This is a genomic window from Brevibacterium luteolum, from assembly GCF_013004595.1.
Lineage (GTDB): Bacteria > Actinomycetota > Actinomycetes > Actinomycetales > Brevibacteriaceae > Brevibacterium > Brevibacterium luteolum.
In genome coordinates this window covers 62,920-88,907 of sequence record NZ_JABEMC010000002.1, presented here as the reverse complement: position 1 = coordinate 88,907, position 25,988 = coordinate 62,920, and the positions used below count along the sequence as shown (strand labels likewise).

Below are 25,988 nucleotides of genomic sequence, written 5' to 3'. Positions count from 1 at the left end.
GTGGTGAAAGAGTCGAGCCTGCGGATCAGAGTCCGAGCAGAGCCTTCGAGATGATCGAGCGCTGGACTTCCGAGGAGCCGCCGTAGATGGTGACCTTGCGGTAGTTGTAGTAGTGCGGGCCGGCATCGACAGCACCCGGAGGCAGGGTCGTGAAGCCGGTGGGCACCTCGCGGCTGTCGACGAAGTCGATGCCCTGCGGGCCGAGCACGTCCATCATGAGCTCGGAGATGTCCTGCTGGATCATCGAGCCGCGCAGCTTGAGCACCGAGGAGCGCGGATCCGGCTTGTCATCGCCTGCGACCTGGGTCGAGAGGATCCGCAGCTGGGTGAACTCGAGCGCGGTGAGTTCGGCTTCGACCTTCGTCAGGCGGGCGGCGAACAGCGGGTCGTCGAGCAGCGTGCCGCGGGAGGTCTTGGTGGCCGCGGCGTAGGCCTTGACGCGGGCCAGTGCGACCTTCGAGTCGCCGATCCGGGCGATGCCGGTGCGCTCGTTGCCGAGCAGGAACTTCGCGTACGTCCAGCCCTTGTTCTCTTCGCCGACGAGATTCTCGACGGGGACCTCGACGTTGTCGAAGAACACTTCGTTGACCTCGTGGCCGCCGTCGATGAGCTCGATCGGGCGGACGGTGACACCGGGGGACTTCATGTCGATGAGCAGGAACGAGATGCCGGCCTGCTTCTTGGCATCCGGGTCGGTGCGCACGAGGTTGAAGATCCAGTCGCCGTACTGGCCGAGCGTCGTCCAGGTCTTCTGGCCGTTGACGATGTAGACATCGCCCTTGCGCACGGCCGAGGTCTTGACCGAGGCGAGGTCGGAGCCGGCGTTGGGCTCGGAGAAGCCCTGGGACCACCAGATGTCGATGTTGGCTGTGGCCGGCAGGAAGCGCTCCTTGAGCTCCCGGGAGCCGAACGTCGCGATCACCGGGCCGACCATCGCGGTGTTGAACGGCAGCGGAGTCGGCACGGAGGCCAGCTGCATCTCCTCAAGCCAGATGTGGCGCTGCACGGGCGTCCAGTCCTGGCCACCCCATTCGACCGGCCAGTTCGGCACCGCGTAGCCGTGCTTGTTGAGGATGCGCTGGCTGGTGACGATGTCCTCTTTGGAAAGCTCCTGGCCGATGGCCTGGCGGTAGCGGATTTCCTCCGGGATTTCGGTGCGGAAGAACTCGCGCATCTGATGGGCGAAATCGAGCTCTTCCGGGCTGAGCAGATGATCCATAAGAACTACCTCGATCGTTCGATAAGTGAGCGTGCGTTCAGTCTAAGCCTGTGGCTGAGGTCTCACAACTCGATCGGCTGGCGGCAGGAGGGCTGGTCTCGGCTTGTGGCCGCGCCCGAGGCGGTGGTCAGGTGTCCCGGCGTCCGGTCGCCGCCTTGGCGGAGCCTTCGGGGACGGGGATGACGAGGATGAGCCCGAGGGCCAGCACGGCGATGATGCCGATGACTCCGGCGCGCTGGAAGCCGAAGATCGCGATGGACACGGCGAACATCGCCGGGCCTAAGAAGCTGACGGCCCGGCCGGTGGTGGCGTAGAGGCCGAAGTTCTCTCCGGCCTTCTCCGGCGGGGTGATGCGGGCGAGGAAGGAGCGGCTGGCCGCCTGCACCGGCCCCACGCAGAAGCTCAGCACCATGGCGCACACCCAGAACACGGTGACGCTGTCGGTGAAGACGATCGGGGTGCCGGCGACGATGAGGACGATGAGCCCGCCGATGATGACGCTCTTGGGCCCGAACCGGTCATCGAGGAACCCGGCGAGGACCGACCCGATGCCGGCGACGATGTTGGCTGCGACGCCGAGGATGATGACATCAGCGGGGGAGAACCCGTAGGAGCCAGCTGCCAGGACGCCTGCGAAGGCGAAGATGGCCGCCAGCCCGTCGCGGAACACGGCCGAGGCGATGAAGAACTTCAGCGTCCGGCGCTCATCGCGCCACATCGTCACCAGCCGGATGACCAGTGCCTTGTAGTCACGGGCGAAGGCGACGACCGGATTGCCCTGTTCGCGCATGGCTGCCGTGTCGGCGGCACCGGGTGCGAAGAGGAAGACGGGGATCGCAAACAGCAGGAACCACACCGCGGAGATCACCGCGACGATCCGGTAGCGCAGGCCCTCGGCATCCGTGGCGCCGAAGATCCCGACCTCGGGCTGGATGACGGTGAAGAGCAGGATGACGAGGAGTACGAGCCCGCCGACATAGCCCATGCCCCAGCCGAATCCGGAGACCTTGCCGATGTTCGCCGGTGTCGTGATGCGGATCATGAGCCCGTTGTAGGAGACCTCGGCGAACTCGAAGAAGATGCTGCCGACGGCCAGCAGGATGAGCCCGAGGGCGAGGTGGTCGGGGGTGTCCTTGACCCAGAACATGCCGGCCATGCTCGCGATGACGATGAGCGTGTGGATGCCCAGCCACATCTTGTGCCGCCCGCCGGCATCAGCGCGGGTGCCGGCTGCCGGCGCGATGAGGGCGATGATGAGGCCTGCGCCGGCCATCGACCAGCCGAGCGCACTCGAGCCGGCCTCCTCGGTCGAGGCGACGGCCTTCGTGAGATACGGGGCGAAGACGAAGGTGATGATGACGGCGTTGAACGCAGCCGAACCCCAATCCCACAGCGCCCACGCGGCGATCGCCGTGCGCGAGCCCCCGCGCGGGGTCGGGCCGGCTGCGGTGCCGGCCTGCATCTGTGCTGCGGCGGTCTGCTCCGGGGCCGGGCCGCCGGAGGGCGGGGGAGAAGAGGTCATGGTTCGACTTTAGCCCGGAACCGCCCGCCTGCAGCCGATGCACATGTGGCAATACGGACCCTGAGGTGACAAGATCGGGAGTACGACCGACCATGCGTCCATCCCTGCTCGTCGAAGGAGAAGCCCATGCCCATCGCAACGACCGAGGTCTATTCCGAGCTCATCGACCGTGCCAAGTCGCAGCAGTTCGCCTACCCCGCCGTGAACTGCACATCCTCGCAGACCATCAACGCCGCGATCCGCGGCTTCGCCGAGGCTGAGTCCGACGGCATCATCCAGATCTCGACCGGCGGCGCCGAGTACATGTCCGGGCCGACCATCAAGGACCGGGTGCGCGGTGCAGTGGCCTTCGCCGTCTTCGCCCAGGAGGTCGCCAAGAGCTACGACGTCAACATCGTCCTGCACACCGACCACGCCCCCAAGGATGCGCTCGAGCACTGGGTCAAGCCGCTGCTGGAGATCTCCACCCAGCGGGTGAAGAACGGCGAGCAGCCCCTGTTCGGCTCCCACATGTGGGACGGCTCGGCCGTGCCGCTGGATGAGAACCTGCAGATCGCCGAGGAGATGCTGGGTCTCTCGCAGGAGGCCCACACGCTGCTCGAGGTCGAGATCGGCATCGTCGGTGGTGAAGAGGACGGTGTCGAGAACGAGATCAACGAGAAGCTCTACACCACCGTCGAAGACGGCCTGGCCACCGCGAAGGCACTCGGCACCGGCGAGAAGGGCCGCTACCTGACCGCTCTCACCTTCGGCAACGTCCACGGTGTGTACAAGCCCGGCAACGTCAAGCTGCGCCCGGAGCTGCTCAAGGAGATCCAGGACGCCGTCGGCGCCGAGGTCGGCAAGGACAAGCCCTTCGACCTCGTCTTCCACGGCGGCTCGGGCTCGACGGCCGAGGAGATCGCCGAGGCCGTCCGCAACGGCGTCGTGAAGATGAACATCGACACCGACACCCAGTACGCCTTCTCCCGCCCGGTCGCCGACCACATGTTCAAGAACTACGACGGCGTCCTCAAGATCGACGGCGAGGTCGGCAACAAGAAGATCTACGACCCGCGTTCCTGGGGCAAGGCCGCAGAGGCAAACATGGCCGCCCGCATCGTCGGGGCCTGCGAGCACCTCGGCTCGGCCGGCAAGCGCATGAAGTGACCTGACCACAGCACCGGCGGCTCCACCTCAGACGGCATCTTCCCGTTCCCGAGGTGGGGCCGCCGTTGTCACGTCCGGGTGCCGGTATCCGGCGTTGGTGGCTGGGGCCGGTAGACGAGGGTGACGAGGACGACGGAGATGATCATGAGCAGGAACCAGGCGACCAGCTTGGAGATCGAGACGAGCTCCCAGCCGTCGTTCTGGTGCGGATAGATCCACGAGCCGGTGTAGGTGCCGATGTTCTCGGCGATCCAGATGAAGAAGGCCACCCCGATGAATGAGACGAGCACCGGCATCCGGCGGTACGGCTGATCGCGGTGGTTGCGGAAGTGCATCATGCACCGTCCCCACACGAGGAGGACCGCGGCGACGAGCAGCCAGCGGATGTCGGGCAGGTAGTGGTGGGTGAAGAAGTTCGCGTAGATCGCTGCGGCGATGAGGGCCGTCAGCCAGATCGGCGGATAGTGGCTGAAGCGCAGGTGGAAGAGCTTGAAGACGCGCACGAGGTAGGAGCCGACGGCAGCGTACATGAACCCGGTGTACAGCGGGACTGAGCCGATGAATAGCAGGCCGTCACCTCCGTAGCTCCACGAGCCGACGGAGGTCTTGAACAGCTCCATCCCAGTGCCCACGACATGGAAGATGACGATGACCCACAGCTCGCGGCCGGTCTCGAGTCGGCCGATCACCATGACCACTTGGATGCCGATGGCGATGAGCACGAGTGCATCGCTGCGGGACAGCCCGGCTTCGGCCGGGTAGAAGACGTGTGTGAGGACGAGCGCTGCCAGCATTGCCGCGCCGAACAGGCACGCCCACGCCTGTTTGAGGACGAAGACGGTGAACTCGGTGATGATGTGGCCCAACCGCCCACTGCGATCAAGATTTCCGGCTGCCAGTCGTTGGTTTGCCCACGAGTCTATGGCGGCTTCGACACGGGTGAAGTCCGGGCGGCGGGAAGACGGCATGCGCCCACGGTAGGTCTGCAGCCTGGGAGTCGGACTCAGACAGACGTGACCGGTGAACCCACGGAGGGTTCACCGGTCACGACGAGGAATCGATCAGAGCAGGGTGCGCCAGGTGCCGCGGGTGTCGTAGACGATAGTGCTCTGCAGGCGGCGCTGGTCGTAGTTCTTGAACTCCGAGTGGTCGACCAGCAGCAGCACGATGTCGGCTGTCTGGACGGCGTCTTCGAGCTCGGTGAGTTCGACATTTCCCTTATCGGCCAGCGAGGCAGGGAGCTCGTCGATGTTCGGCTCGACAGCGAGGATTGTGCCCTCAGGAAGACGATCGGCAAGGGTTTCGGCGATGTACATGGCCGGGCTTTCGCGCAGGTCGTCGATGTCCGGCTTGAACGCCAGCCCGAGAACGGCCACCCGGGGTTCCTTGAATCGCTGGGCTTTGGGCACCACGTGGTTCAGGACGAACTCGGGCTTGTTGTCGTTCACCTCGCGGGCGGTGCGGATGAGCTGGCTCTCCTCAGGTGCTGCCGAGACGAGGAACCACGGATCGACGGCGATGCAGTGTCCGCCGACACCAGGTCCAGGCTGAAGGATGTTGACGCGCGGATGGTGGTTTGCCAGGTCGATGAGCTCCCACACGTCGACGTTGAGCTTCGAGGCGACGACGGAGAGCTCGTTGGAGAAGGCGATGTTGACGTCGCGGTAGGCATTCTCGACAAGTTTGGCCATCTCGGCCGTGCGGGCGTCGGTGATGTGGAACTCGCCGTCGCAGAACAGACGGTAGAGATCGCGGGCACGTTCGCCGGCATCGCCGTTGAGGGGACTGCTGAAGGTTTGGTTGAATCTGGCGTTTATGCCGCCAGGACGGCGGCTGTGTGGTGAACCAGTTCGTATTCAACCGGGGTCAGTTTACCCAGACGGCGCTGCCGACGCTTCTGGTGATAGGTCCGCTCGACCCAGTGGACGATTGCTATGCGAAGCTGTGCGCGGGTGGCCCACCGGCGCCGGTTGAGGACGTTCTTTTGCAACACAGCGAAGAACGATTCCATCGCCGCATTGTCTCCAGCGGCACCGACTCGGCCCATCGAGGCGATCAGTCCGAGACGTTTCAGCGTCTGCTGAAATTTTCGCGACCTGAATTGTGAACCTCGGTCGGAGTGCACCACGCAGCCGGCTACAGCGTGTGACCGGCCGCGACGGGTGACAGCGTCCTCAATCGCCGCCACAGCCAGCCGCGATTTCATGCGCGAATCGATGGCATAGCCGACGATTCTATTGCTGAACACGTCCTTGACCGCGCACATATACAGCTTGCCCTCACCGGTGTGATGCTCGGTGATATCGGTCAGCCACAACTCGTTGACTGCCTGAGCTGTGAAGTCACGTTCGACGAGGTCATCACACACCGGCGGGCCGGGCTTCTGACCACGTTTCCGGGCCCGTTTGACCGTGTGAGAGAACAATCCCTGCCGCGAACACAATCGCCACACACGACGCTCAGAAGTGCAGTAGCCGGCAGCAGCGAGTTCATCAGCGATGAAGCGATATCCGAACTCCGGGTCATCTGCATGGATGTCGTAGGCGGCATTGAGCAGGTGCGCCTCCTCCCAGTCCCGGGCTGAGACCGGATTCGCACACCATTTGTAGAACCCCTGCGTGGTAAAGCCGAGCACCCGACAGGTCACTGCCACCGGCACGCCGGTGGCAGCAAGATCACGGACCAGCGGGTACATCATTTTGGGTGCTGACCGCCGAGCTTCAAGTTCGCCTGCGAGAGATACGCTGCTGCTTCACGCAGGATCTTGTTCTCTCGTTCTAGCTCGCGGATGCGTTTGAGTGCTGCCGCCTGGGCGCGTGACCCCTCGGGATCGCGCACGGGCTCGAGGCCGTGCTCGCGCAGGCGGGAGTCACGGACCCAGGCCCGCAGGGCTGACTTCGAGATCCCAAGATCAGCGCACACCTGCTTCTGGGACATTCCGTCGCCCACGAGCTCGAGCGCTGACTGCTTGAACTCATCGGTGTAGATCTTCGGCATGACCTCTCACCTTCCTGGAATCTATCCAGTCGTGAAGTCAACCAAACCTTCAGCAGTCCCGCTCTATCATTGTGCGGAAAGACTCTGAAGACTGTATGCCGTCAGAAGTCAGGCGACCGCCATCGACGCCTCAGGGGTCAGCAGCTCCCGATACCTGTGGAACGAGTAGGACAACCAATGACGCATGTAATGCCCGACGACATATTTGAGGATGCCTCGGAGCGTCGCCAGAGACCGCGGCGCAAGCCTCGCCGAACTGGCAGGAAGATTCTTTTCGGATTCCTCATCCTTGTTCTTGTACTCGTTGCAACGGTCGGCGGATATGCGTGGTACCTCGGCCGGACCTTTGACAAGAACTCGAACACGATCCCTGACGAGCAGGTCTTCGGTGACAAGACGCCGCCGCCGGTCGATGGCGGAGCGATGAACATCCTTGTGCTCGGCGCAGATGAGCCCATGGATCAGGTGGACTTCTCGAACTCGCGCGGACTCCGCTCTGACACCATCATGGTTGCCCACGTCCCAGAGGATCGTTCGAGCATCCAGTTCATGTCGATCCCGCGTGACTCCTGGGTCGAGATCGAAGGTCACGGCAAGGCGAAGATCAACGCGGCCTTGTCGTATGGAGGCTTGCCGCTCGCCGTCAGCACTGTTGAGGACTTCATCGGCGCGCCGATCAACCACGTGGCGATGATCGACTTCGAGGGCTTCCAGCTGCTCACCGACTCGGTGGGCGGTGTCGATGTCGAATCCTCGCAGGCGTTCTCGAGCGGCGGTCACAGCTTCACGGAGGGAACAAACCACCTCGACGGTGAAGCAGCGCTGGCTTTCGTTCGCGCACGAAAGCAGTTCGCCGACGGAGACCTACAGCGTGCCCGCAACCAGCAGGAGTTCATGTCCTCTCTGTTCGGCAAGATCGTCGACGCTGATACCTTGTCCAACCCGAACAAGGTCACCGGCATGGTCCGGGACTTCTCGCCGTACATGTACCTGGACTCGGGACTGCATTCCTCAGCGATCTCCCGGTATGCGCTGGCGATGCGCGATATCCGCAGCGACGATATCGACTTCTTCACCGCTCCCATCGCGGGTGTCGGCCGATCATCCGATGGCCAGTCATACGTCAAGGTCGACGAGAAAGAACTCGAGAACGTCCGCAAGGCCTTCAAGGACGACACCGTGAAGGACTACGCGGCAAACGCCGACCAGCAGCACCTGTGACAACCTCAGCTCGGCACCGGCTCGTTACGGCCGGCGTGGCGTCAGTGCTTGCCATCACCGTCCTCGTCACGGGCTGCACCAACGGGAAAGAGCGCGACCGCTCAGACGACACATCTGGTCGGGGTGAGGCTGGCGACGCAGTCGTGCCCTTTGTGCAGAAACTCGGCTCTGATGCGCCCAACCCCGATCCAGTGGACGTAGGCGTCAGCACGGACCCCGCGAGTACTGCGCTGTCAGCTGACAACATCGGCATCTCCTTCGAGGCCACGGACCTGGCTGATCCGCGCTGGGACCCTGACGCCGGGAACCTCGACGACGTGCTGGCCGAACTCGGCAGCCCGGGCTTGCGGTTCGGGGGCAACCAGCTCGACCGGGGCATGTTCTGGACCTCGTCGGGGGAACAGCCGCCAGCTGGCAGAGTCGCCGTGACTCCAGAGGATCTCAACCGCGTCGCGCGTACGGTCGAAAAGGTCGACGCGAGTGTGACTCTCGGCATCCCACTGGGTGACTACGATCCGGAGCGCGGCGCAGACATGGTCGCCCATGCGCAGCAGGCCTTCGGATCCCACCTGCTGGCGGTGTCGATCGGCAATGAACCCAACGGGTTCACCGCCGATCACCGCGAGGGGCTCAAGATCCGCGAGGCCGGGGAGTGGGATGAGGACGCCTACCTCAAGCAAGTCGAAGCGTACAGGTCGGCGATCGAGCAGCGCGTCGGCGACGACGTCAGCCTCGTCGGGCCAGGCGTGGCCGAAGGCTCATGGATGACCGCGTTCCTCGATGCCGGATTCGACGAGACCGTAGCCTTGAGCCAGCACTGGTATGCCACCTACGAATGCACCTCGGACGTAGTCCCCGGGCGCGGGCCCGAATGGGAGAACCTCGTCAACCCACTGGCCCACGACAGCGCCGAACGCCTCCTGTCGATCGGGCTGGACAAGGCCACAGCCGCCGACATCCCCTTATGGGTCGAGGAGACCGGGCCGACCAGTTGCCCGGGAACCAACGACACCTCCCGCACCCACGCCTCGGCGCTGTGGACCGTCGACTACGTGCTGCATGCCGCCGAGATGGGCGTCGAGCGGATGAACATGCACTCGATGCTCGGCGCCTGCAAGGGCGGAGCGCCGATGTCGGTCGTCTGCTCCGCCGAGGGCACTGGCGAGGACGGCGACGGTGAGGTGCTCACGCAGCCGAACTTCCAGGGCCTGCGGCTGTCCGAGATCGGCGTGGGCGGAACCTTCCACGACGTCGCCGTCAGCGGCAGCGACGCCTACGCCTACGCCGTGCGCACCGAGGGCTCCTACATCGTCACCATCGTCAACAACGCCGACGCCGCCCAGTACGGCAGCCGCGAGGTGACCGTGAGTGTCCCGGAGGGGTTCACCGCCGAACGCGCCGCGCAGATCCATGCGCCCTCGAATGCCGCGCAGAGCCAGACCGGATACCGGGAGCTCGCCGAATTCGCCGACTCCGGCAGCGGCGTGAAGACCGCCGAGGACGGGCGGCTCGTCATGGACATCGCCCCGAGCACGGCGACGACGATCGAGTTCGTGCACGGGTGAGGGCTTCGCAGACATGAGACCGGCCCTGGCCGATGGGATCTCCATCGGCCAGGGCCGGTTCAGTCACGTGACCTGCCGGTCAGGTGACCCGCCGGTCAGGTGCCCTGCCGGTCAGGCCAGCAGATCAGGGGCGCGGGAGGTCGAGGAGATCGCCGGTGCGGCGGTCGATCTTCTGACCGGTGGCCTCCTCGTGCGCCTCGATGTGCAGACCCGACTCCCAGTGCTCAGCACCCGGGATCGGGCACTTCTCCGGGATGTAGACCGGATCCTTGCCGGCCTTGCGCTGGGCCTCGAAGTCCTTGAGGATCTTGAACGCCGGACCCTGGATGAGCAGGATGCCGATGATGTTGAGCCACGCCATGAGACCCACACCGATGTCGCCGAGCGTCCAGGCGTCGCCGGCACCGCCGACCGCACCGATGACGACGGCCACGAGGATCGCCAGCTGCAGCAGGCGCATGAGGACGCTGCGCAGCAGCGTGTTGCGCGAGTTGCGCAGCAGGTAGGAGAGGTTCGTCTCTGCCATGTAGTAGTAGGCCACGATCGTCGTGAAGGCGAAGAACGCCAGCGAGACCGCGATGAAGCTCGCACCCAGGCCCGGCACGATCGTGTCGAAGCTGTTCTGCACATAGCCGGGGCCTGCCTCGACGCCCTCGGGCAGACGTCCGCCCTCGCCGACGAGCGGGCCGCCGTCCTCACCCTCATACACGCGGTACATGCCGGTCGAGAGGATCATGAACGCCGTGGCCGAGCACACGAGCAGCGTGTCGATGTAGACCGCGCCGGCCTGCACCAGGCCCTGCTTGGCCGGGTGGGAGACCTCCGAGGCGGCTGCGGCGTGCGGGCCGGTGCCCTGGCCGGCCTCATTGGAGTAGATGCCGCGCTTGACGCCCCAGGCCACAGCCTCGCCGATGACGGCACCGAAAGCGGCGTTGACGCCGAAGGCCGAGGAGAAGATGAGCGAGATGACCTCAGGGATGGCGCCGGCATTGATGATGACGACGACGAGCGCACCGATGATGTAGATGACAGCCATGAACGGCACGACGATCGAAGCGAAGTTCGCGATGCGCTTGATGCCGCCGATGATGATGAAGCCGAGCACGATGACGATGCCCACAGCCGGGATCCACGGCTCCAGGCCCCACGCATTGGCCATCGCCGAGGAGATGCCGTTGGCCTGCACGCCGGGCAGCAGCGAGCTCATGGCGAAGATCGTGACACAGGCGAAGATCGCGCCGTAGAGCTGGAACAGGCCCTTGGCCTTCGTGTGCGCATAGGCCTTGGCCAGGTAGTAGGCCGGGCCGCCGCGGTACTCACCGGTGTCGCGGTCGCGCTCCTTGTAGATCTGGCCCAGCGTCGACTCGACGAACGAGGTGGAGGCGCCGAGCAGGGCGACCGTCCACATCCAGAACACCGCACCCGGGCCGCCGAGCGCGATCGCGGTGGCGACACCGGCGATGTTGCCGGTGCCTACGCGGCCGGACAGCGAGACCGCCAGGGACTGGAAGGACGAGACCCCCGAGGAGGAGCCCTTGCCGGTGAACATGTAGACGAAGATGTCGCCGATCCGGCGGATCTGGATCGCCTTCGTGCGGATCGTGAAGAACACGCCCACGCCCAGGCACAGGTACACGAGCACCGGCGACCAGACGAGGTCGTTGAGCAGACTGATGATGTCTGACATGAAAGGACTCCTTAGGAAATCAGCCCAGCCACCGCCTCGGGTAAGGCGGCAGCATCCTCCGGTCCCGGATGCGGGAGGGGAGGGGGAACAGCGGCACGCGCACGATCCTTGTGCGCGGCATCACAAGAGGTGATTCAGCCACATTCAGTGGTGTGTGTCAATTCACTGTGAATCGCCGCATCCCCCTAGCGGCGTGACGAACGTCCTGGTATTCGGGTCGCACGCTGTCGAACGTCCGCAGGTGCGGGGGAGTCCCGTGCCCACGGTCACACTTCGGTTGCGATCTGGGATATACATGGCTCAAGCCGTCGCCTCGTGACACCGCAGCACTAGGATGACGTCTGCTCCACTCCTGAATGACGAAAGGCGCGTTCATGTTCCGATCACGCAAGCTGCTGGCCACCGGCGCAGCGCTCGGCGCGGCAGCGATGGTGCTGTCGGCCTGCTCCACCTCGACCACCGGCGGCGGTGGCGAAGGAGAGTCCGGTGATGCGCTCACCATCGGCACCACCGACAAGGTGACCGTCCTCGACCCGGCCGGCTCGTACGACAACGGCTCCTTCTTCGTCATGAAGCAGGTGTTCCCCTTCCTGCTGAGCTACAAGCCCGGCACCGCCGACATCGAGAACGACATCGCCGAATCGGCCGACTTCACCGACCCGAAGACCTTCGAGGTCAAGCTCAAGGAGGGCCTGACGTTCTCCAACGGCAACGAGCTGACGTCCTCCGATGTGAAGTTCTCCTTCGACCGCCAGCTGGGCATCGCCGACCCCAACGGCCCGTCCTCCCTGCTCGGCAGCCTCGAATCCGTTGAGACCCCGGATGACCTGACGGTCCAGTTCAAGCTGAACAAGGAGAACGACCAGATCTTCCCGCAGGTGCTCGCCGGGCCGGCCGGCCCGATCGTCGATGAGGACACCTTCTCCGCCGACGAGATCACCCCCGATGACGACATCGTCTCCGGCGACGCCTTCGGCGGCCCGTACAAGATCGGCTCGTACCAGTTCAACGAGCTCGTCGCCTACGAAGCCAACCCCGAATACCAGGGCGCGCTCGGCGAGGCCAAGACGTCCAACGTGCAGATGCGCTACTACTCCGACGCCAACAACATGAAGCTCGACGTCGAGAAGGGTCAGATCGATGTGGCCTGGCGTTCGCTGTCGGCCACCGACATCGAAGACCTCGAAGGCAGCGACAGCGTCGAGGTCCACCAGGGCCCCGGCGGTGAGATCCGCTACATCGTCTTCAACCTCGACACCATGCCCTACGGTGCCAAGACCGATGAGGCCGACGAGGACAAGGCACTGGCCGTCCGCCAGGCGATGGCCGACTCGATCGACCGTGAGGCCGTGGCCGACCAGGTCTACAAGGGCACCTACACCCCGCTGTACTCGCACATGCCCACCGAACTGCCGGCAGCCAAGGAATCGCTCAAGGAGATGTACGGCGACGGCAACGGCGGCGCCGATGCTGAGAAGGCCAAGAAGCGCCTCGAGGACGCCGGTGTTGAGACCCCGGTCGAGCTGAAGCTGCAGTACAACCCCGACCACTACGGCCCGTCCTCCGGTGACGAGTACGCGCTCATCAAGGACCAGCTGGAGTCGACCGACCTGTTCACCGTCGACCTGCAGTCCACCGAATGGGTCAAGTACGCCGAGGACCGCACCGCCGACGTCTACCCGCTGTACCAGCTCGGCTGGTTCCCCGACTACGCCGACGGCGACAACTACCTCGTGCCGTTCTTCTACAACACCGAGGAGAACCCGTCGTTCCTCGCCAACCACTACACCAACGACGAGCTCAACACGCTGCTCAAGGAGCAGGGCTCCGAGGCCGACGAGGGCAAGCGCGCTGAGGAGCTCGGCAAGGCGCAGGACATCATCGGCGAAGATCTGCCGACCCTGCCGCTGCTGCAGGGCAACCAGATCGCCGTCGCCGGCAAGGACGTCAAGGGCGTCGACGAGACCCTCGACCCGTCCTTCCAGTTCCGCCTGGCGCTGCTGGAGAAGTGACGCCCGACTGAACCGCGCACCGCAGCCGAGGCGGGGATCCCACCAGACCCCCGCCTCGGCTCCGGTCTGCCGGGAGGCGAGAGACGCCTCGGCGGCGGAGACCAGAACCACCCAGATCCCAACCCACGAAATGTGAGCCCATGACCGCAAGCGTCCAGGTGCCCGATCTCGCTGAGGATCCAGCAGCGAAGACGGCCAAACGCAGCTCCGGATCCGGCCTGGGGAGATACATCCTCATCCGGTTCCTGCTCATCATCCCGACCGTGTGGATCCTCACCACCCTCGTCTTCTTCCTCATGCGCATCACCGGCGACCCGATCACCGCCGCCCTCGGCGGGCGCCTGACCCAAGCGCAGCTGGCCGAGCGCGTCGCCGCGGCCGGTTACGACCGGCCGATCCTCGTGCAGTACTTCGAATACCTCGGAAACATGCTGCGCGGCGACTTCGGCACCACCCTGTCGGACAACCGCCCGGTCACCTCGATCCTCATGACCTACGGGGCCGCGACGCTGGAGCTCGTGTTCTTCGCGCTCATCGTCGCGCTGCTGCTCGGCATCCCGCTGGGCATGATCGCCGCCCGCTTCCGCGACACCTGGCCCGACGCCACCCTGCGCGTGCTCGCGATCCTCGGCTACGCCACCCCGGTGTTCTTCGCCGGCCTCATCCTCAAGCTCATCTTCGGCGTGCTCTTCCCGATCCTGCCGATCGCCGGCCGTGCAAGCTCCTCGACCGAACTCGTCATGGGCGGGGTGGTCGCACCCACCCGCATCTACTTCATCGATGCACTGCGGATCGGCGACATGGCCGCTTTCACCGACGTCATGAGCCACGCCGTGCTGCCGGCGATCGCACTCGGCCTGCTCACCGGCGGAACGTTCCTCCGCCTCGTGCGCACCAACCTCATCGGCACGCTCGGTCAGCAGTACATCGAATCCGGCCGCTCCCGAGGTGTGTCCGAGTTCAGGCTCGTGACTCGCCACGCCTACCGGCCAGCACTCATCCCGATCATCACCGTCATGGGCATGCAGATCGCCCTCATGCTCGCAGGCGCGGTGCTGACGGAGACGACGTTCGAGTGGAAGGGGCTGGGCTTCCAGCTCGCCCACTACCTGACCGCCCGCGACTTCGTCGCCGTGCAGGGCATCGTCGTCATGCTCGCCGTCATCGTCGCGGTGACGAACTTCATCGTCGACATCATCGCCGCCCTCATCGACCCGCGAGTGAGGTACTGATGACCCAGCCAACCGATCGCACGAACGACAGCACCGGCAGCGCACACGCCGCCACCGGCGCCTCGAAGCGGCATTGGACTTCGCGGGTGCCGGTCATCAGCCACCTCAAGCAGTCCGTCGGGCTGCAGCGCGGCATGCTCATCGCAGGCCTCGTCATGTGCGCGATCGTGCTGCTGACCGCCCTGCTCGCCCCGCTGCTGGCCCCCTACGGGTTCAATCAGCTCGCCGACGAGGCCGGGCGCTTCGGCGCCCAGCAGCCGCCGAGCTCCAAGCACCCGTGGGGCACCACCGTCGGCGGATTCGACGTGCTCTCCCGCGTCATCTGGGGCGCGCGTACCGCTGTGTTCGTCATCGTCGTCGCCGTGCTCATGTCGATCTTCCTCGGCGTCATCCTCGGGCTCGTCTCCGGCTACATCGGCGGCTGGCTCGATAGGATCCTCGTCGTCGTCGCCGATGCCATCTACGCTTTCCCGACTCTGCTGCTGGCGATTGTCATGACGATCGTCATCTCCGGCGGGCAGTCCAACGTCATCGGCGGCGTGTTCGCCGCAGCGATCTCGATCACCGTCGTGTTCATCCCGCAGTACTTCCGGGTGGTACGCGCTGAGACCGTGCGGCTGAAGGCCGAGCCCTTCGTCGAGGCTGCCCAGGTCATCGGCGTGTCGAAGACGCGGATCGTGGCCCGCCACATCTACCGCAACGCCACCCGCAACCTGCCGCTCATCTTCACGCTCAACGCCTCCGAGGCGATCCTCACCCTGGCAGCCCTTGGCTTCCTCGGCTTCGGCATCGAGCCGACCTCGGCCTCCGAGTGGGGATACGACCTGAACAAGGCACTGGCCGACGTCACCTCCGGCATCTGGTGGACCTCCGTGTTCCCCGGCACCGCCATCGTCATGACGGTGCTGGGCATCACGCTCGTCGGCGAGTCCATCAACGACCTCAACGACCCCCGGCTGCGCGTGCGCAGGAAGAAGGCCCGCGCAAAGAAGGTGGAGAACGCATGACAGACGACAGCCACACCCCAGCCACAGGTGCCGGCGGCGGCCACGAGGCCACCGCCTCGGGAGCGGAGGCAGGACAGGCGAGCACCGCCTCGGGCGCGGGGCGCGAGCCGCTGCTGAGCATCGAGGACCTCGACATCACCTTCGCCACCGACGGCGGTGACGTGCACGCCGTCAACGACCTCTCGCTTGCCGTCGCGCCAGGCGAAGTGCTTGCGATCGTCGGCGAATCCGGCTCCGGCAAGACCGTGACCGCCAAGTCGATCCTGCGCCTGCTGCCCGAGACCGCGACCGTCGGCGGGGCGATCATCGTCTCCGGCGACAACGTCGTGACCGCCAGCCGCGAACAGCTGCGCGAACTGCGCGGCAGATCCGCCTCGATGGTGTTCCAGGAGCCCTCGACCGCCCTCAACCCGGTGTTCACCGTCGGCTGGCAGATCGCCGAGGGCCTGCGCGTGCACAATCCCAAGATGGGCCGCAAAGAGCTGCGCGCCCGCGTCGTCGAGGCGATGGAGAAGGTCGGCATTCCCAACGCGTCCGAACGCTGCGACTACTACCCGCACCAGTTCTCCGGCGGACAGAAGCAGCGCATCGTCATCGCGATGGCGCTCGCGCTCGGAGCGAAGCTCATTATCGCCGACGAGCCCACCACCGCCCTCGACGTCACCGTGCAGGCCGAGATCCTCGACCTGCTGCGCGACCTGCGCGACGAGATGGACACCGCGATCGTGCTCATCACCCACAACATGGGCGTTGTCGCCGACCTCGCCGACCGCGTGGCCGTCATGTACCGCGGCGACCTCGTCGAGACCGCCGATGTGCAGACGCTGTTCGCCGATCCGCGCGAAGAGTACACCCGCAGCCTGCTCGCCGCCGTGCCGCGCCTGACCTCGGTGTCCGAGCGCGAGGCCGGCGGGCTGGGAGCCGAGGCTGGGGCTGGTGAGGCGACCGGCGCCTCGGGAGCGGGGTCTGCTGGGGCGGCCACCACCTCGGGAGAGGCCGCCGGCGCCTCGGGAACGGCCACCGGCGCCGAGGCGGGGCGCACCGGCCCGGACGCCGCCCCGATCGTCGTGGCCCGAGACCTGGAGATCGTCTACCCCGGCGGGATCGGCAAGCCCGACTTCACCGCCGTCGACGGGGTCAGCTTCGAGATCCGGCCTGGTGAGGTGTTCGGTATGGTCGGCGAGTCCGGCTCCGGCAAGACGACCATCGGGCGTGCGATCGCCGGCCTGACGAAGGCCACCGGCGGCTCGCTCACCGTGTTCGGCCACGAGATGGTCGGGTTCAAGGAGCGGAAGTTCAAGCCGCTGCGCAAGCGCATCGGATTCGTCTTCCAGGACCCGGCGGCGTCTTTCAACCCGCACTTGAGCATCGGCGAGTGCGTCGCTGAGCCGATCGCCGTGCACCAGCCGGACATGTCCGCTCACGACCGCCGCCAGCGCACCCGCGAGCTGCTCGAAGCCGTTCAGCTGCCCGAGGCCTACGCCCAGCGCTACCCGCACGAGCTCTCCGGCGGTCAGCGCCAGCGCGCCTCGCTCGCCCGTGGCATCGCGCTCAATCCCGAGTTGCTCATCGCCGACGAGCCCACCAGTGCCCTAGACGTGTCCGTCCAGGCGCGCGTGCTCGAGCTCTTCGCTGAGCTGCAGGAGCGGTTCCACTACGCCGCGCTGTTCATCAGCCACGACCTCGCCGTCGTCGACATGCTCTCCGACCGCATCGGCGTGCTCTTCCACGGCCGCCTGCTCGAAGAGGGCACCGGCGCGCAGGTGCTCGGCAGCCCGCAGCACGACTACACCCGCAAACTCATCGCCTCGCTGCCCGTGCCCGACCCCGTCGAGCAGGCCAAGCGCCGCGAACTCGCCCGCGAGATCCGCGCCCGCGTGTAGGGGAGGGTGCGCGTCGAGCGCGGGTGCGCGCGGCCGGCTGGGGCGAGGCTGGCTGGCGTTGAGGCTGGCTGGGGCAGGGCTGGCCGGCCGTCGTAAGGCCCGCCGCGGATAGCTCAGGGAGGGCGCGGATAACCGCACCCTCCCGCTGCTTGTGCGCGCTTCCGTGCGCCTCCTTCGCTTCCGCGTATGGCCCCGTTGCAGTCGCCCATCGCGTGGCCCGGGTCCCCGTCGCCGAGGTCGTGGTCCCCGCTGCCGAGGTCGTAGTCTCCATTCCTCAAGTCGTGGTTTCCGTTGCCGGGATCTCTGCCTCGGGAGGCAGCGGCTGCCATGGCGGAGGGGAGTCTGCCGTGTCCGGGAGCGGTGGTTCCGCTCCCTCGAACAGCGCCCCTCCGCCGATACTCGACTGTGCGTTCGAATATGTGAGCTGCCTGAGAGTAATCGAATCTGATGTGAAATGGATTCGTACTGATGTATAATTGAGCGTACAGAGCGCGCAGTTGATGTGCGAGATGAGGTGACGAAGATGTCCGTAACGCAGCAGCCGATGGCCCGAGAGGGTGACGATGCTCTGCTCGGTGTCGCGGACTTCAGTGACTGCCTCTACCGCCTCACCTCCGCCGCCCGCGCCATCGACTCCCAGCGTATGACGGAGCTCGGACATCTCTTCGACGCCTTCCTCGCCCGCACCTCGGCTGATGCGCGCGAAGACTTCGCCGAGCAGATCGCCGCCATCCGCTGGCTTGCCGCCGATCCGCGCGCGCTCGGGCTCGCCGACCGTGACGTCACAGACCTCTGCAACGAGGCTGAACGGCGGCACCAGGCCTGTGTTTGGCTTCTCGAACGACTCTCGGCCACCTCGCTTATGCACCTGGCTGACGCTCTCGACACCACCGTCCGGCAGGTCCGCCTGCGCATCCATACGGCAGCGTGCGGTCTGATCGGACTGCCGGCGTTCACCGCCCAAGCGCGCGTTGGGCTTGTCGGCTTCGACCGTTACCTCTACGCCGCGGAACGGTCCCGGTCCCTCGAATCGCAGCAGCTGGCAGAATTCGATGCCGGGCTCATCCGCATCCGCGTCTCCGACATGACCGCATTCAAGCGAGCAGTCACCCAGCTCATCGCCGCCATCACCACCCGGGAACAGCGCACCCGCGAGATCCGGGACCGGCGCACCGTCGAAACCCACTTCGATGCACACGGACAGGGCACGCTCATCGCCCGCGGCCCCGCCCACGACATCGCGCTCCTCGGCGCCCGACTCGCCGGGATGGCCCGCAGCGCCATCCGGGGTCTGACCTCGGCCTTCGGCATACCAGAAGGTCGGGCCATCAGCGACGACCGCACCCTGAATGAGCTGATGTTCGACTTCCTTGTCGGGTCGCGTCCCGCCGGCACCATCGGCACCGCCAGTGCCGAAGACCTCGATGCCGCCACCGTGGAAGCGGCAAACCCTGCACGCGTCGACATGGAGGCTACGGCCGAGCGCATCAGTGAACTCTTCGACGACGTGGGTATCGAATGCCCCGTCGACGGCGAATGGCTCAAACGCCAGGCCCGCGTCACCATCACCGTGCCCGCACTCACCCTCCTCGACGAGCGTGAGGGCGCCAGCGTTCCCGGCACGGTCGATGGCAGCCCGATCGCTCCCGCCCTTGCGCGCCACCTCGTCGGCTCCGGTCACTCCACGGTCTACCGGCTGTTGACAGACCCGGCAAGCGGCGCCGTCCTCGACCATGCGGCCGAAAGCTACACGATTCCCGAACGCATGCGCGTCGCGCTCGTCGAGAAATGGCAGTTCTGCACACTTCCCGGTTGTGACCGCTCGGCAGTCAAGGCCGAACTCGACCACATCGAGCCGTTCAAGCACGAAGACCCCGGCGGGGGAGGGCCGACAGCGATGACGAACCTCCACCCGCTTTGCCGGGAACACCATCAGATGAAAACCGAAGGCAGACTCCGCGTCTCACGCAATCCTGACACCGGAATGCTGACCTGGACCCTGCCCGGAGGCACCACCCTGCCGTCACATCCGCCATCAGCGCCGATCGGGCAGCGCCACGCCCAGCAGCTGCTCGCCGTCTCTACCGCACAGCCCGCTCCGTGACTCCGATCCGATCAATGCCCCCGAACCTCTGCCTGCCGCACGGCAGTGTCAGATCGCTCTTTGATAACTGAATAGCGTACGGCCCGCCGCATAAGCGCCATCTGCCGTCCCCCTGGTCGCCCGAACCGATGACCAGAATGTGAAACGGATCACGGGACAGATCCGACCTGCCGCTAGTCTGAACCCCCGCTTAGGAGGCGCCAGCGCAGACGTCTCGCACAGAGAGTCACACCGTGCATCCTCCGAGCTGCTGGTGGCGTCCCATGTCGAGGCAGTCGCGTCAGCACGCCCTCCTGGTGTTCACGACAGCAACGCCCGAGGACAGGAGGCTCGCATGCAGCACGGCTCACAGACGCCACGCCCTATGACTGCACACACGCAATACAGTGCGGTCCCGCCTGCCCAAGGCCTCTACGATCCCGCTGCCGAACACGACGCCTGCGGTCTGGCGATGCTCGTGCGCTACCGCGGCGCAGCCGATCACACCATCGTCGAACAGGCGCTCGACGCGCTGCGGAACATGGAGCACCGCGGAGCCGTCGGCGGCGACTCCGGCTCCGGTGACGGTGCCGGCATCACCGTGCAGATCCCCGACGCCTTCCTCCGCGGCGTCATCGACACGCCGCTGCCGCCTGCCGGCAGCTACGCCATCGGCACCGCGTTCCTCGACCCGCAGCACCCGGAAACCGGCCGCCGCACCGTCGCCGAGGTGGCAGCTGAGGAGGGCATGACCGTGCTCGGCTGGCGCGTGCTCCCGGTCGACGCCGAGGCCGCAGGCGCCTCCGCCCGCGAGGTCATGCCCCGTTTCGAGCAGGTGATCCTCGCCCTCAGTCCCGAACTGCCGACCGCGCTCGAGTCCACCGGCAGCATCGACGAGACCGAGATCGAACGCCGCGCCTTCGCCGTGCGCAAGCGCTGCGAACACGCCGGGATCTACTTCCCATCGCTCTCATCACGCACCCTCACCTACAAGGGCATGCTCACCACCGCCCAGCTCGCGCCGTTCTACCCCGATCTGCAGGACGAGCGCTTCACCTCCCGCATCGCACTCGTGCACTCGCGGTTCTCGACGAACACCTTCCCGTCATGGTCTCTGGCGCAGCCGTTCCGCATGATCGCCCACAACGGCGAGATCAACACTGTGCGCGGCAACCGCAACTGGATGCGCGCCCGCGAATCGCGGCTGGCCTCCGACCGGCTCGCCTCACCATGGTCCGATGGCTCCACCCGTGACGTCTCCCGGCTCTGCCCGATCGTCACCGACGCCTCCAGCGACTCCGCCTCTTTCGACGAAGTCCTCGAACTCCTCGTCATGGCTGGCCGGTCCCTGCCCCACGCGGTCATGATGATGATCCCCGAAGCCTGGCAGAACGACCCCCACATGAGCCCGCAGCGCCGCGCCTTCTACGAGTACCACTCCCTCATCATGGAGCCATGGGACGGCCCGGCCTGCGTCGCCTTCACCGACGGCCGCTGCGCCGGAGCCGTGCTCGACCGCAACGGCCTGCGCCCTGCCCGTTACACCGTCACCGACGACCTCGTCGTGCTTGCCAGCGAAACCGGCGTCATCGACATCGACCCCTCCACCGTCATCGAACGCGGCCGGCTCGCCCCCGGGCGCATGTTCCTCGTCGACACCGTCGCCGAACGCATCGTCTCCGACACCGAGATCAAAGCCGAACTCGCCGCTGGCCACCCCTACGCCGACTGGCTGGCCGCCCACACCGTCCGGCTCGAAGACCTCCCCGACCGCGAGCACATCATCCACCCGCAGGCCTCCGTCGTCCGCCGACAGCGCGCCTTCGGCTACACCGAAGAGGAGCTTCGCGTCCTCATCGGCCCGATGGCCGAAACCGCCAGCGAGCCGATCGGCGCGATGGGCACCGACACCCCGATCGCCGCCTACGCCGAACGTCCGCGCCTGCTGTTCGACTACTTCAGCCAGAACTTCGCGCAGGTGACGAACCCGCCCCTCGACGCCATCCGCGAACACCTCGTCACGAGCCTGTCGATGGGAGCCGGGGGAGAGGGCAACCTCCTCGACGACGGCCCCGCCAACGCTCACCAGGTGCTGCTGCCCCACCCTGTCATCAACAACGATGAACTCGCCAAGCTCCTCCGCCTGCCCGACACCCGCGGCGTCGACGGCCACCCCGCCACCGTCGTGCTCAGCGGTCTCTACACCCCCGGTGGCCGCGGCACCCACCTCGCCAAGCGCCTCGAGCAGCTGTGCACCGAAGCCAGCGCAGCCGTCGCCGCCGGTGCCCGGTTCCTTATCCTCTCCGACCGCCACTCCACCGCCGAACTCGCCCCGATCCCATCCCTGCTCATGATCTCGGCCGTTCACCATCACCTCATCCGCGAGCGACAGCGCACCTCCGTGAGCCTCATCGCCGAAGCCGGCGACGTCCGCGAAGTCCACCACGTCGCCGTGCTCATGGGCTTCGGCGCCTCTGCCGTCAACCCCTACCTGGCGATGGAGACCGCCGAGGCGATGGTCCGCTCCGGCCGCATCACCGGCATCGACGAACAGACCGCCGTGCGCAACATCCTCCGCGCCCTCGGCCGGGGCCTGCTGAAGATCATGTCGAAGATGGGTATCTCCACCATCCAGTCCTACTGCGGCGCCCAGACCTTCGAAGCCGCCGGGCTCAAGGGATCCTTTGTCGACAAGTACTTCTCTGGCACGACCGCCCGGCTCGAAGGCATCGGCATCGACGGCATCGCCGCCGAAGTCGAAGCCCGCCACCAGGCCGCCTACCCCGCAGACCACCCACCGCAGGCACACCGGCCGCTGCCGATCGGCGGCGAATACCAGTTTCGGCGCGAAGGCCCACCCCACCTGTTCGACCCGGAGACGATCTTCACCCTCCAGCACGCCACCCGCACCGGCGACGAAACCCACTTCCGCCGCTACACGCGCCGTGTCGACGAACAGGCCACCGGCCTGCAGACCCTGCGCGGGCTCTTCGACCTGAAGCCCGGCCCCGACGGACCCATCCCACTCGACGAGGTCGAACCGGCCAGTGCGATCATCCGCCGCTTCGCCACCGGCGCGATGAGCTACGGCTCCATCTCCCAGGAAGCCCACGAAACCCTCGCCATCGCGATGAACCGCCTCGGCGGCAGATCCAACACCGGCGAAGGCGGCGAGGACACCGACCGTCTCCTCGACCCGCTGCGCCGCTCCGCCGTCAAACAGGTCGCCAGCGGCCGCTTCGGCGTTACCAGCCTCTACCTCACCTGCGCTGACGACATTCAGATCAAAATGGCCCAAGGCGCCAAACCCGGCGAAGGCGGCCAGCTGCCCCCAGGCAAGGTCTACCCGTGGATCGCCGCCACCCGGCACTCCACCCCGGGCGTCGGCCTCATCTCCCCGCCGCCGCACCACGACATCTACTCCATCGAAGACCTCGCCCAGCTCATCCACGACCTCAAACTCGCCAACCCGCAGGCGCGCATCCACGTCAAACTCGTCTCCTCCAGCGGTGTGGGCACCGTCGCCGCCGGAGTCGCCAAAGCAGGCGCTGACGTCATCCTCATCTCCGGCCACGACGGCGGCACCGGCGCCAGCCCGCTCAACTCCCTCAAACATGCCGGCACCCCATGGGAGCTCGGCCTGGCCGAAACCCAGCAGACCCTCGCCCTCAACGGGCTGCGCGGCCGCGTCGCCGTCCAAGTCGACGGGCAGCTCAAAACCGGCCGCGACGTCATCATCGCCGCTCTGCTCGGAGCCGAGGAGTTCGGCTTCGCCACCGCCCCGCTCGTCGTCACCGGCTGCATCATGATGCGCGTCTGCCACAAGGACACCTGCCCGGTCGGCATCGCCACCCAGAACCCGGAGCTGCGCTCCCGCTACACCGGCCAGGTCGAACACGTCGTGCGGTTCTTCCAGTTCCTCGCCGCAGAAGTCCGCGAGCACCTCGCCGCCCTCGGCTTCCGCAGCCTCGACGAGGCCATCGGGCGCGTCGACCGGCTCGATACCCGCACCGCCGAACAGCAGTGGAAGGCCGCCGGCCTCAACGTCAGCGACATCCTCACCGTCGCCGTTCCAGGCAGCGAACGGCACTGCACCCGCACCGGCCCGCAGGTGCCCACAGCCCGCATCGACACCCAGCTCATCACCGGCGCCGAGGCGGCCCTGACCTCCCGGCAGCCGGTCACCCTGCATGCCCGCATCACCAACGTCGACCGCTCCGTCGGAACACTCCTCGGCCACACCGTCACCCGCACCTTCCTCACCGACACACTGCCCGACCACACCATCGATGTCAGCCTCACCGGCACCGCCGGACAGTCCCTCGGCGCCTTCCTGCCCGCCGGCATCACCCTGCGGATGCACGGCGAGGCCAACGACTACGTCGGCAAAGGACTCTCCGGCGGCATCATCTCCCTGCAGCCGGCAGCCAGCACTGCCGGCCGGCCGGAGGACAACGTCATCGCCGGAAACGTCATCGGCTACGGCGCCACCAGCGGCCGGCTCCACATCAGCGGCCAGGTCGGCGAACGGTTCCTCGTCCGCAACTCCGGGGCCACCGCCGTCGTCGAAGGCATCGGCGACCACGGCCTGGAGTACATGACCGGCGGCACCGCCCTCATCCTCGGGCCCGTCGGCCGGAACTTCGCCGCCGGCATGTCCGGCGGCACCGCCTACCTGCTCGACTTCACCGCAGACAAGCTCAACACCGCCGAACGCAGCGCCGACTCCCTCAGCATCGGCCGGCTCAGCCGCGACGACGCCGCCACCGTCACCGCACTGCTGAGAGACCACGTCCACCTGACCGGCTCACCGCTGGCCGCCGAACTGCTCGCCCGCATGGCCCGCGGCCACGACACCCTCGCCCGCTTCACCGCCGTCACCCCACGGCAGTACCGCACGGTCGAGACCATCCGGCACAACTGCCGCAGCCACGGCCTCGACCCCGACGGCGACACCGCCTGGCAGCAGATCCTGGAGGCACAGCATGGCTGACCCGCACGGTTTCCTCACCACCCGCACCCGCGAACTGCCCGCCCGCCGGCCGGTGCCCATCCGGCTGATGGACTACCGGGAGATCGCCGAAGCCCACGACCCCGCCCAGCTGCACCGCCAGGCCGGCCGGTGCATGGACTGTGCCGTGCCGTTCTGCCACCACGGCTGCCCGCTGGGCAACCTCATCCCCGAATGGAACGACGCCACCTGGCGCGACGAACCCGCCCGCGCCCTCGAACTGCTCCACGCGACGAACAACTTCCCCGAATTCACCGGCCGCGCCTGCCCCGCCCCCTGCGAGGACTCCTGCGTGCTCGCCATCAGCCAGCCGGCCGTGACGATCAAGCAGATCGAAGTCTCCACCATCGACCGCGGCTTCGAGATGGGCCTGGTGACACCGCACATCCCCGACCGGATGACCGGAAAGACCGTCGGCATCGTCGGCTCCGGGCCCGCCGGACTCGCCGCCGCCCAGCAGCTCACCCGCGCCGGGCACACCGTCGTCGTCTACGAACGCGAGGACCGGATCGGCGGACTGCTGCGCTACGGCATCCCCGACTTCAAACTCGAAAAGCACACCATCGACCGCAGGCTCGCGCAGCTGCGCGCCGAGGGCACCCGCTTCCGCACCGGCATCGAGATCGGGGTCGACATCAGCTACGAGCAGCTGCGCGAGCGCTTCGACGCCGTCATCATCGCCACCGGCGCCCCCGTGCCCCGCGATCTGCCCATCCCCGGCCGTGAGCTGGCCGGCATCCACCACGCAATGGACTACCTCGTGCCCGTCAACCGGCAGCAGGCCGGAGACGACACCGAGATCATCGACGCCGCCGGCAGACACGTCGTCATCATCGGCGGCGGCGACACCGGCTCAGACTGCATCGGCACCGCCCTGCGCCAGCAGGCCGCCTCCGTCACCACCCTCGCCATCGGCGCCGAACCGCCTGCCGAACGGCCAGCCGACCAGCCGTGGCCGATGACCCCGCGGACCCTGGAGATCTCCACCAGCCACGAAGAGGGCGGCACCCGCCGCTTCCTCGCCTCGACGATCTCCTTCCTCGACCGCGGCGACGGCCACATCGGCGCCGTCCGCCTCGCCCGCACCCGCATCCAGTCCGACGGCAGCCGGGTGCCCGAACCCGGCACCGAGGAGACCCTCGACGCCGACCTCGTGCTCCTGGCACTGGGCTTCAGCGGACCCGAACAGCCGTTCCCGCGCGGCGAGGACTACGCCAGCACCGACACCGCAGGCGTGTTCATCTGCGGCGACGCCGGACGCGGACAGTCCCTCATCGTGTGGGCGATCGCCGAAGGCCGCGCCTGCGCCGCCGCCGTCGACCGCCACCTGCTCGGCAGCACCGACCTGCCCGCACCCGTGCGGCCGGCTGACCGCGGCTTCCACGTGAGACCATGAGCCC

The 25,988-nt window shown here is 66.7% G+C and carries 15 protein-coding genes and 1 pseudogene; 10 read left to right on the top strand and 6 right to left on the bottom strand.

Translation table 11 applies throughout. The features are described from left to right. Positions 1 to 25 precede the first annotated feature (25 nt). Positions 26 to 1,219, bottom strand: a complete 1,194-nt coding sequence (locus tag HLA91_RS03890) for an acyl-CoA dehydrogenase family protein (RefSeq protein WP_170273633.1) — start codon at positions 1,217 to 1,219, stop codon at positions 26 to 28. Positions 1,220 to 1,346: 127 nt separating this feature from the next. Further along, positions 1,347 to 2,741, bottom strand: a complete 1,395-nt coding sequence (locus HLA91_RS03885; RefSeq protein ID WP_239557089.1) for an MFS transporter — start codon at positions 2,739 to 2,741, stop codon at positions 1,347 to 1,349. A 126-nt stretch (positions 2,742 to 2,867) separates the two neighbouring features. On the opposite strand from HLA91_RS03885, the gene fbaA reads away from it, so the two are divergent. Continuing rightward, positions 2,868 to 3,890: a class II fructose-bisphosphate aldolase gene (gene fbaA / locus HLA91_RS03880; protein ID WP_170273632.1), complete on the top strand. Its 1,023-nt coding sequence runs from the start codon at positions 2,868 to 2,870 to the stop codon at positions 3,888 to 3,890. A gap of 68 nt (positions 3,891 to 3,958) precedes the next feature. On the opposite strand, the gene HLA91_RS03875 is transcribed toward fbaA, so the two are convergent. The 3 genes and pseudogenes from HLA91_RS03875 to HLA91_RS03865 all read right to left on the bottom strand — a co-directional run bounded on the left by HLA91_RS03875 (position 3,959) and on the right by HLA91_RS03865 (position 6,887). Then, entirely contained in the window at positions 3,959 to 4,858 is a 900-nt protein-coding gene (locus tag HLA91_RS03875; protein WP_170273631.1) for a DUF817 domain-containing protein, read from the bottom strand. A 93-nt stretch (positions 4,859 to 4,951) separates the two neighbouring features. Then, entirely contained in the window at positions 4,952 to 5,707 is a 756-nt protein-coding gene (locus HLA91_RS03870; RefSeq protein WP_420867902.1) for a nucleotide sugar dehydrogenase, read from the bottom strand. Further along, positions 5,704 to 6,887, bottom strand: a pseudogene (locus tag HLA91_RS03865) (IS3 family transposase). The gene HLA91_RS03870 and the pseudogene HLA91_RS03865 overlap by 4 nt, the downstream one beginning before the upstream one ends. Before the next feature lie 189 nt (positions 6,888 to 7,076). On the opposite strand from HLA91_RS03865, the gene HLA91_RS03860 reads away from it, so the two are divergent. Together HLA91_RS03860 and HLA91_RS03855 are read left to right on the top strand one after the other, a co-directional pair. Beyond that, entirely contained in the window at positions 7,077 to 8,108 is a 1,032-nt protein-coding gene (locus HLA91_RS03860) for an LCP family protein (RefSeq protein ID WP_239557088.1), read from the top strand. Positions 8,109 to 8,251: 143 nt separating this feature from the next. Then, positions 8,252 to 9,673, top strand: coding sequence for a hypothetical protein (locus tag HLA91_RS03855; protein ID WP_170273629.1), 1,422 nt, complete (start codon positions 8,252 to 8,254; stop codon positions 9,671 to 9,673). Between the two features lie 124 nt (positions 9,674 to 9,797). Here HLA91_RS03855 and HLA91_RS03850 read toward each other — a convergent pair whose 3' ends face one another. Beyond that, positions 9,798 to 11,360 carry an alanine/glycine:cation symporter family protein gene (locus HLA91_RS03850; protein WP_170273628.1) on the bottom strand — a complete coding sequence of 521 codons (1,563 nt, stop codon included), beginning with the start codon at positions 11,358 to 11,360 and terminating at the stop codon, positions 9,798 to 9,800. Positions 11,361 to 11,734: 374 nt separating this feature from the next. Between HLA91_RS03850 and HLA91_RS03845 the strand changes: the two genes are divergently transcribed. From HLA91_RS03845 to HLA91_RS03815, 7 genes are all read left to right on the top strand, one after another. Continuing rightward, on the top strand, positions 11,735 to 13,372 hold the full coding sequence (locus tag HLA91_RS03845; RefSeq protein ID WP_170273627.1) for an ABC transporter substrate-binding protein: 1,638 nt from the start codon (positions 11,735 to 11,737) through the stop codon (positions 13,370 to 13,372). Positions 13,373 to 13,512: 140 nt separating this feature from the next. After that, entirely contained in the window at positions 13,513 to 14,604 is a 1,092-nt protein-coding gene (locus HLA91_RS03840) for an ABC transporter permease (protein WP_170273626.1), read from the top strand. After that, positions 14,604 to 15,611: an ABC transporter permease gene (locus tag HLA91_RS03835; protein WP_170273625.1), complete on the top strand. Its 1,008-nt coding sequence runs from the start codon at positions 14,604 to 14,606 to the stop codon at positions 15,609 to 15,611. The genes HLA91_RS03840 and HLA91_RS03835 overlap by 1 nt, the downstream gene beginning before the upstream one ends. Beyond that, positions 15,608 to 17,494: a dipeptide ABC transporter ATP-binding protein gene (locus HLA91_RS03830; protein WP_170273624.1), complete on the top strand. Its 1,887-nt coding sequence runs from the start codon at positions 15,608 to 15,610 to the stop codon at positions 17,492 to 17,494. The genes HLA91_RS03835 and HLA91_RS03830 overlap by 4 nt, the downstream gene beginning before the upstream one ends. Positions 17,495 to 18,017: 523 nt before the next feature. Beyond that, positions 18,018 to 19,598 (top strand): HNH endonuclease signature motif containing protein, encoded by a 1,581-nt coding sequence (locus HLA91_RS03825; RefSeq protein WP_170273623.1) that lies wholly within the window; start codon positions 18,018 to 18,020, stop codon positions 19,596 to 19,598. Positions 19,599 to 19,962: 364 nt separating this feature from the next. Next, positions 19,963 to 24,570 (top strand): glutamate synthase large subunit, encoded by a 4,608-nt coding sequence (gene gltB / locus HLA91_RS03820; RefSeq protein WP_170273622.1) that lies wholly within the window; start codon positions 19,963 to 19,965, stop codon positions 24,568 to 24,570. Next, positions 24,563 to 25,984 (top strand): glutamate synthase subunit beta, encoded by a 1,422-nt coding sequence (locus HLA91_RS03815; protein ID WP_170273621.1) that lies wholly within the window; start codon positions 24,563 to 24,565, stop codon positions 25,982 to 25,984. The genes gltB and HLA91_RS03815 overlap by 8 nt, the downstream gene beginning before the upstream one ends. Positions 25,985 to 25,988: the final 4 nt, after the last annotated feature.

Bases quoted from the DNA above. Each gene is read 5' to 3' on its own strand.
- HLA91_RS03845 (WP_170273627.1), top strand. From the start codon at position 11,735: ATGTTCCGATCACGCAAGCTGCTGGCCACCGGCGCAGCGCTCGGCGCG.
- HLA91_RS03890 (WP_170273633.1), bottom strand. From the start codon at position 1,219: ATGGATCATCTGCTCAGCCCGGAAGAGCTCGATTTCGCCCATCAGATG.
- HLA91_RS03860 (WP_239557088.1), top strand. From the start codon at position 7,077: ATGCCCGACGACATATTTGAGGATGCCTCGGAGCGTCGCCAGAGACCG.
- HLA91_RS03875 (WP_170273631.1), bottom strand. From the start codon at position 4,858: ATGCCGTCTTCCCGCCGCCCGGACTTCACCCGTGTCGAAGCCGCCATA.
- gltB (WP_170273622.1), top strand. From the start codon at position 19,963: ATGACTGCACACACGCAATACAGTGCGGTCCCGCCTGCCCAAGGCCTC.
- fbaA (WP_170273632.1), top strand. From the start codon at position 2,868: ATGCCCATCGCAACGACCGAGGTCTATTCCGAGCTCATCGACCGTGCC.
- HLA91_RS03815 (WP_170273621.1), top strand. From the start codon at position 24,563: ATGGCTGACCCGCACGGTTTCCTCACCACCCGCACCCGCGAACTGCCC.
- HLA91_RS03840 (WP_170273626.1), top strand. From the start codon at position 13,513: ATGACCGCAAGCGTCCAGGTGCCCGATCTCGCTGAGGATCCAGCAGCG.
- HLA91_RS03825 (WP_170273623.1), top strand. From the start codon at position 18,018: ATGTCCGTAACGCAGCAGCCGATGGCCCGAGAGGGTGACGATGCTCTG.
- HLA91_RS03850 (WP_170273628.1), bottom strand. From the start codon at position 11,360: ATGTCAGACATCATCAGTCTGCTCAACGACCTCGTCTGGTCGCCGGTG.
- HLA91_RS03830 (WP_170273624.1), top strand. From the start codon at position 15,608: ATGACAGACGACAGCCACACCCCAGCCACAGGTGCCGGCGGCGGCCAC.
- HLA91_RS03885 (WP_239557089.1), bottom strand. From the start codon at position 2,741: ATGACCTCTTCTCCCCCGCCCTCCGGCGGCCCGGCCCCGGAGCAGACC.
- HLA91_RS03835 (WP_170273625.1), top strand. From the start codon at position 14,604: ATGACCCAGCCAACCGATCGCACGAACGACAGCACCGGCAGCGCACAC.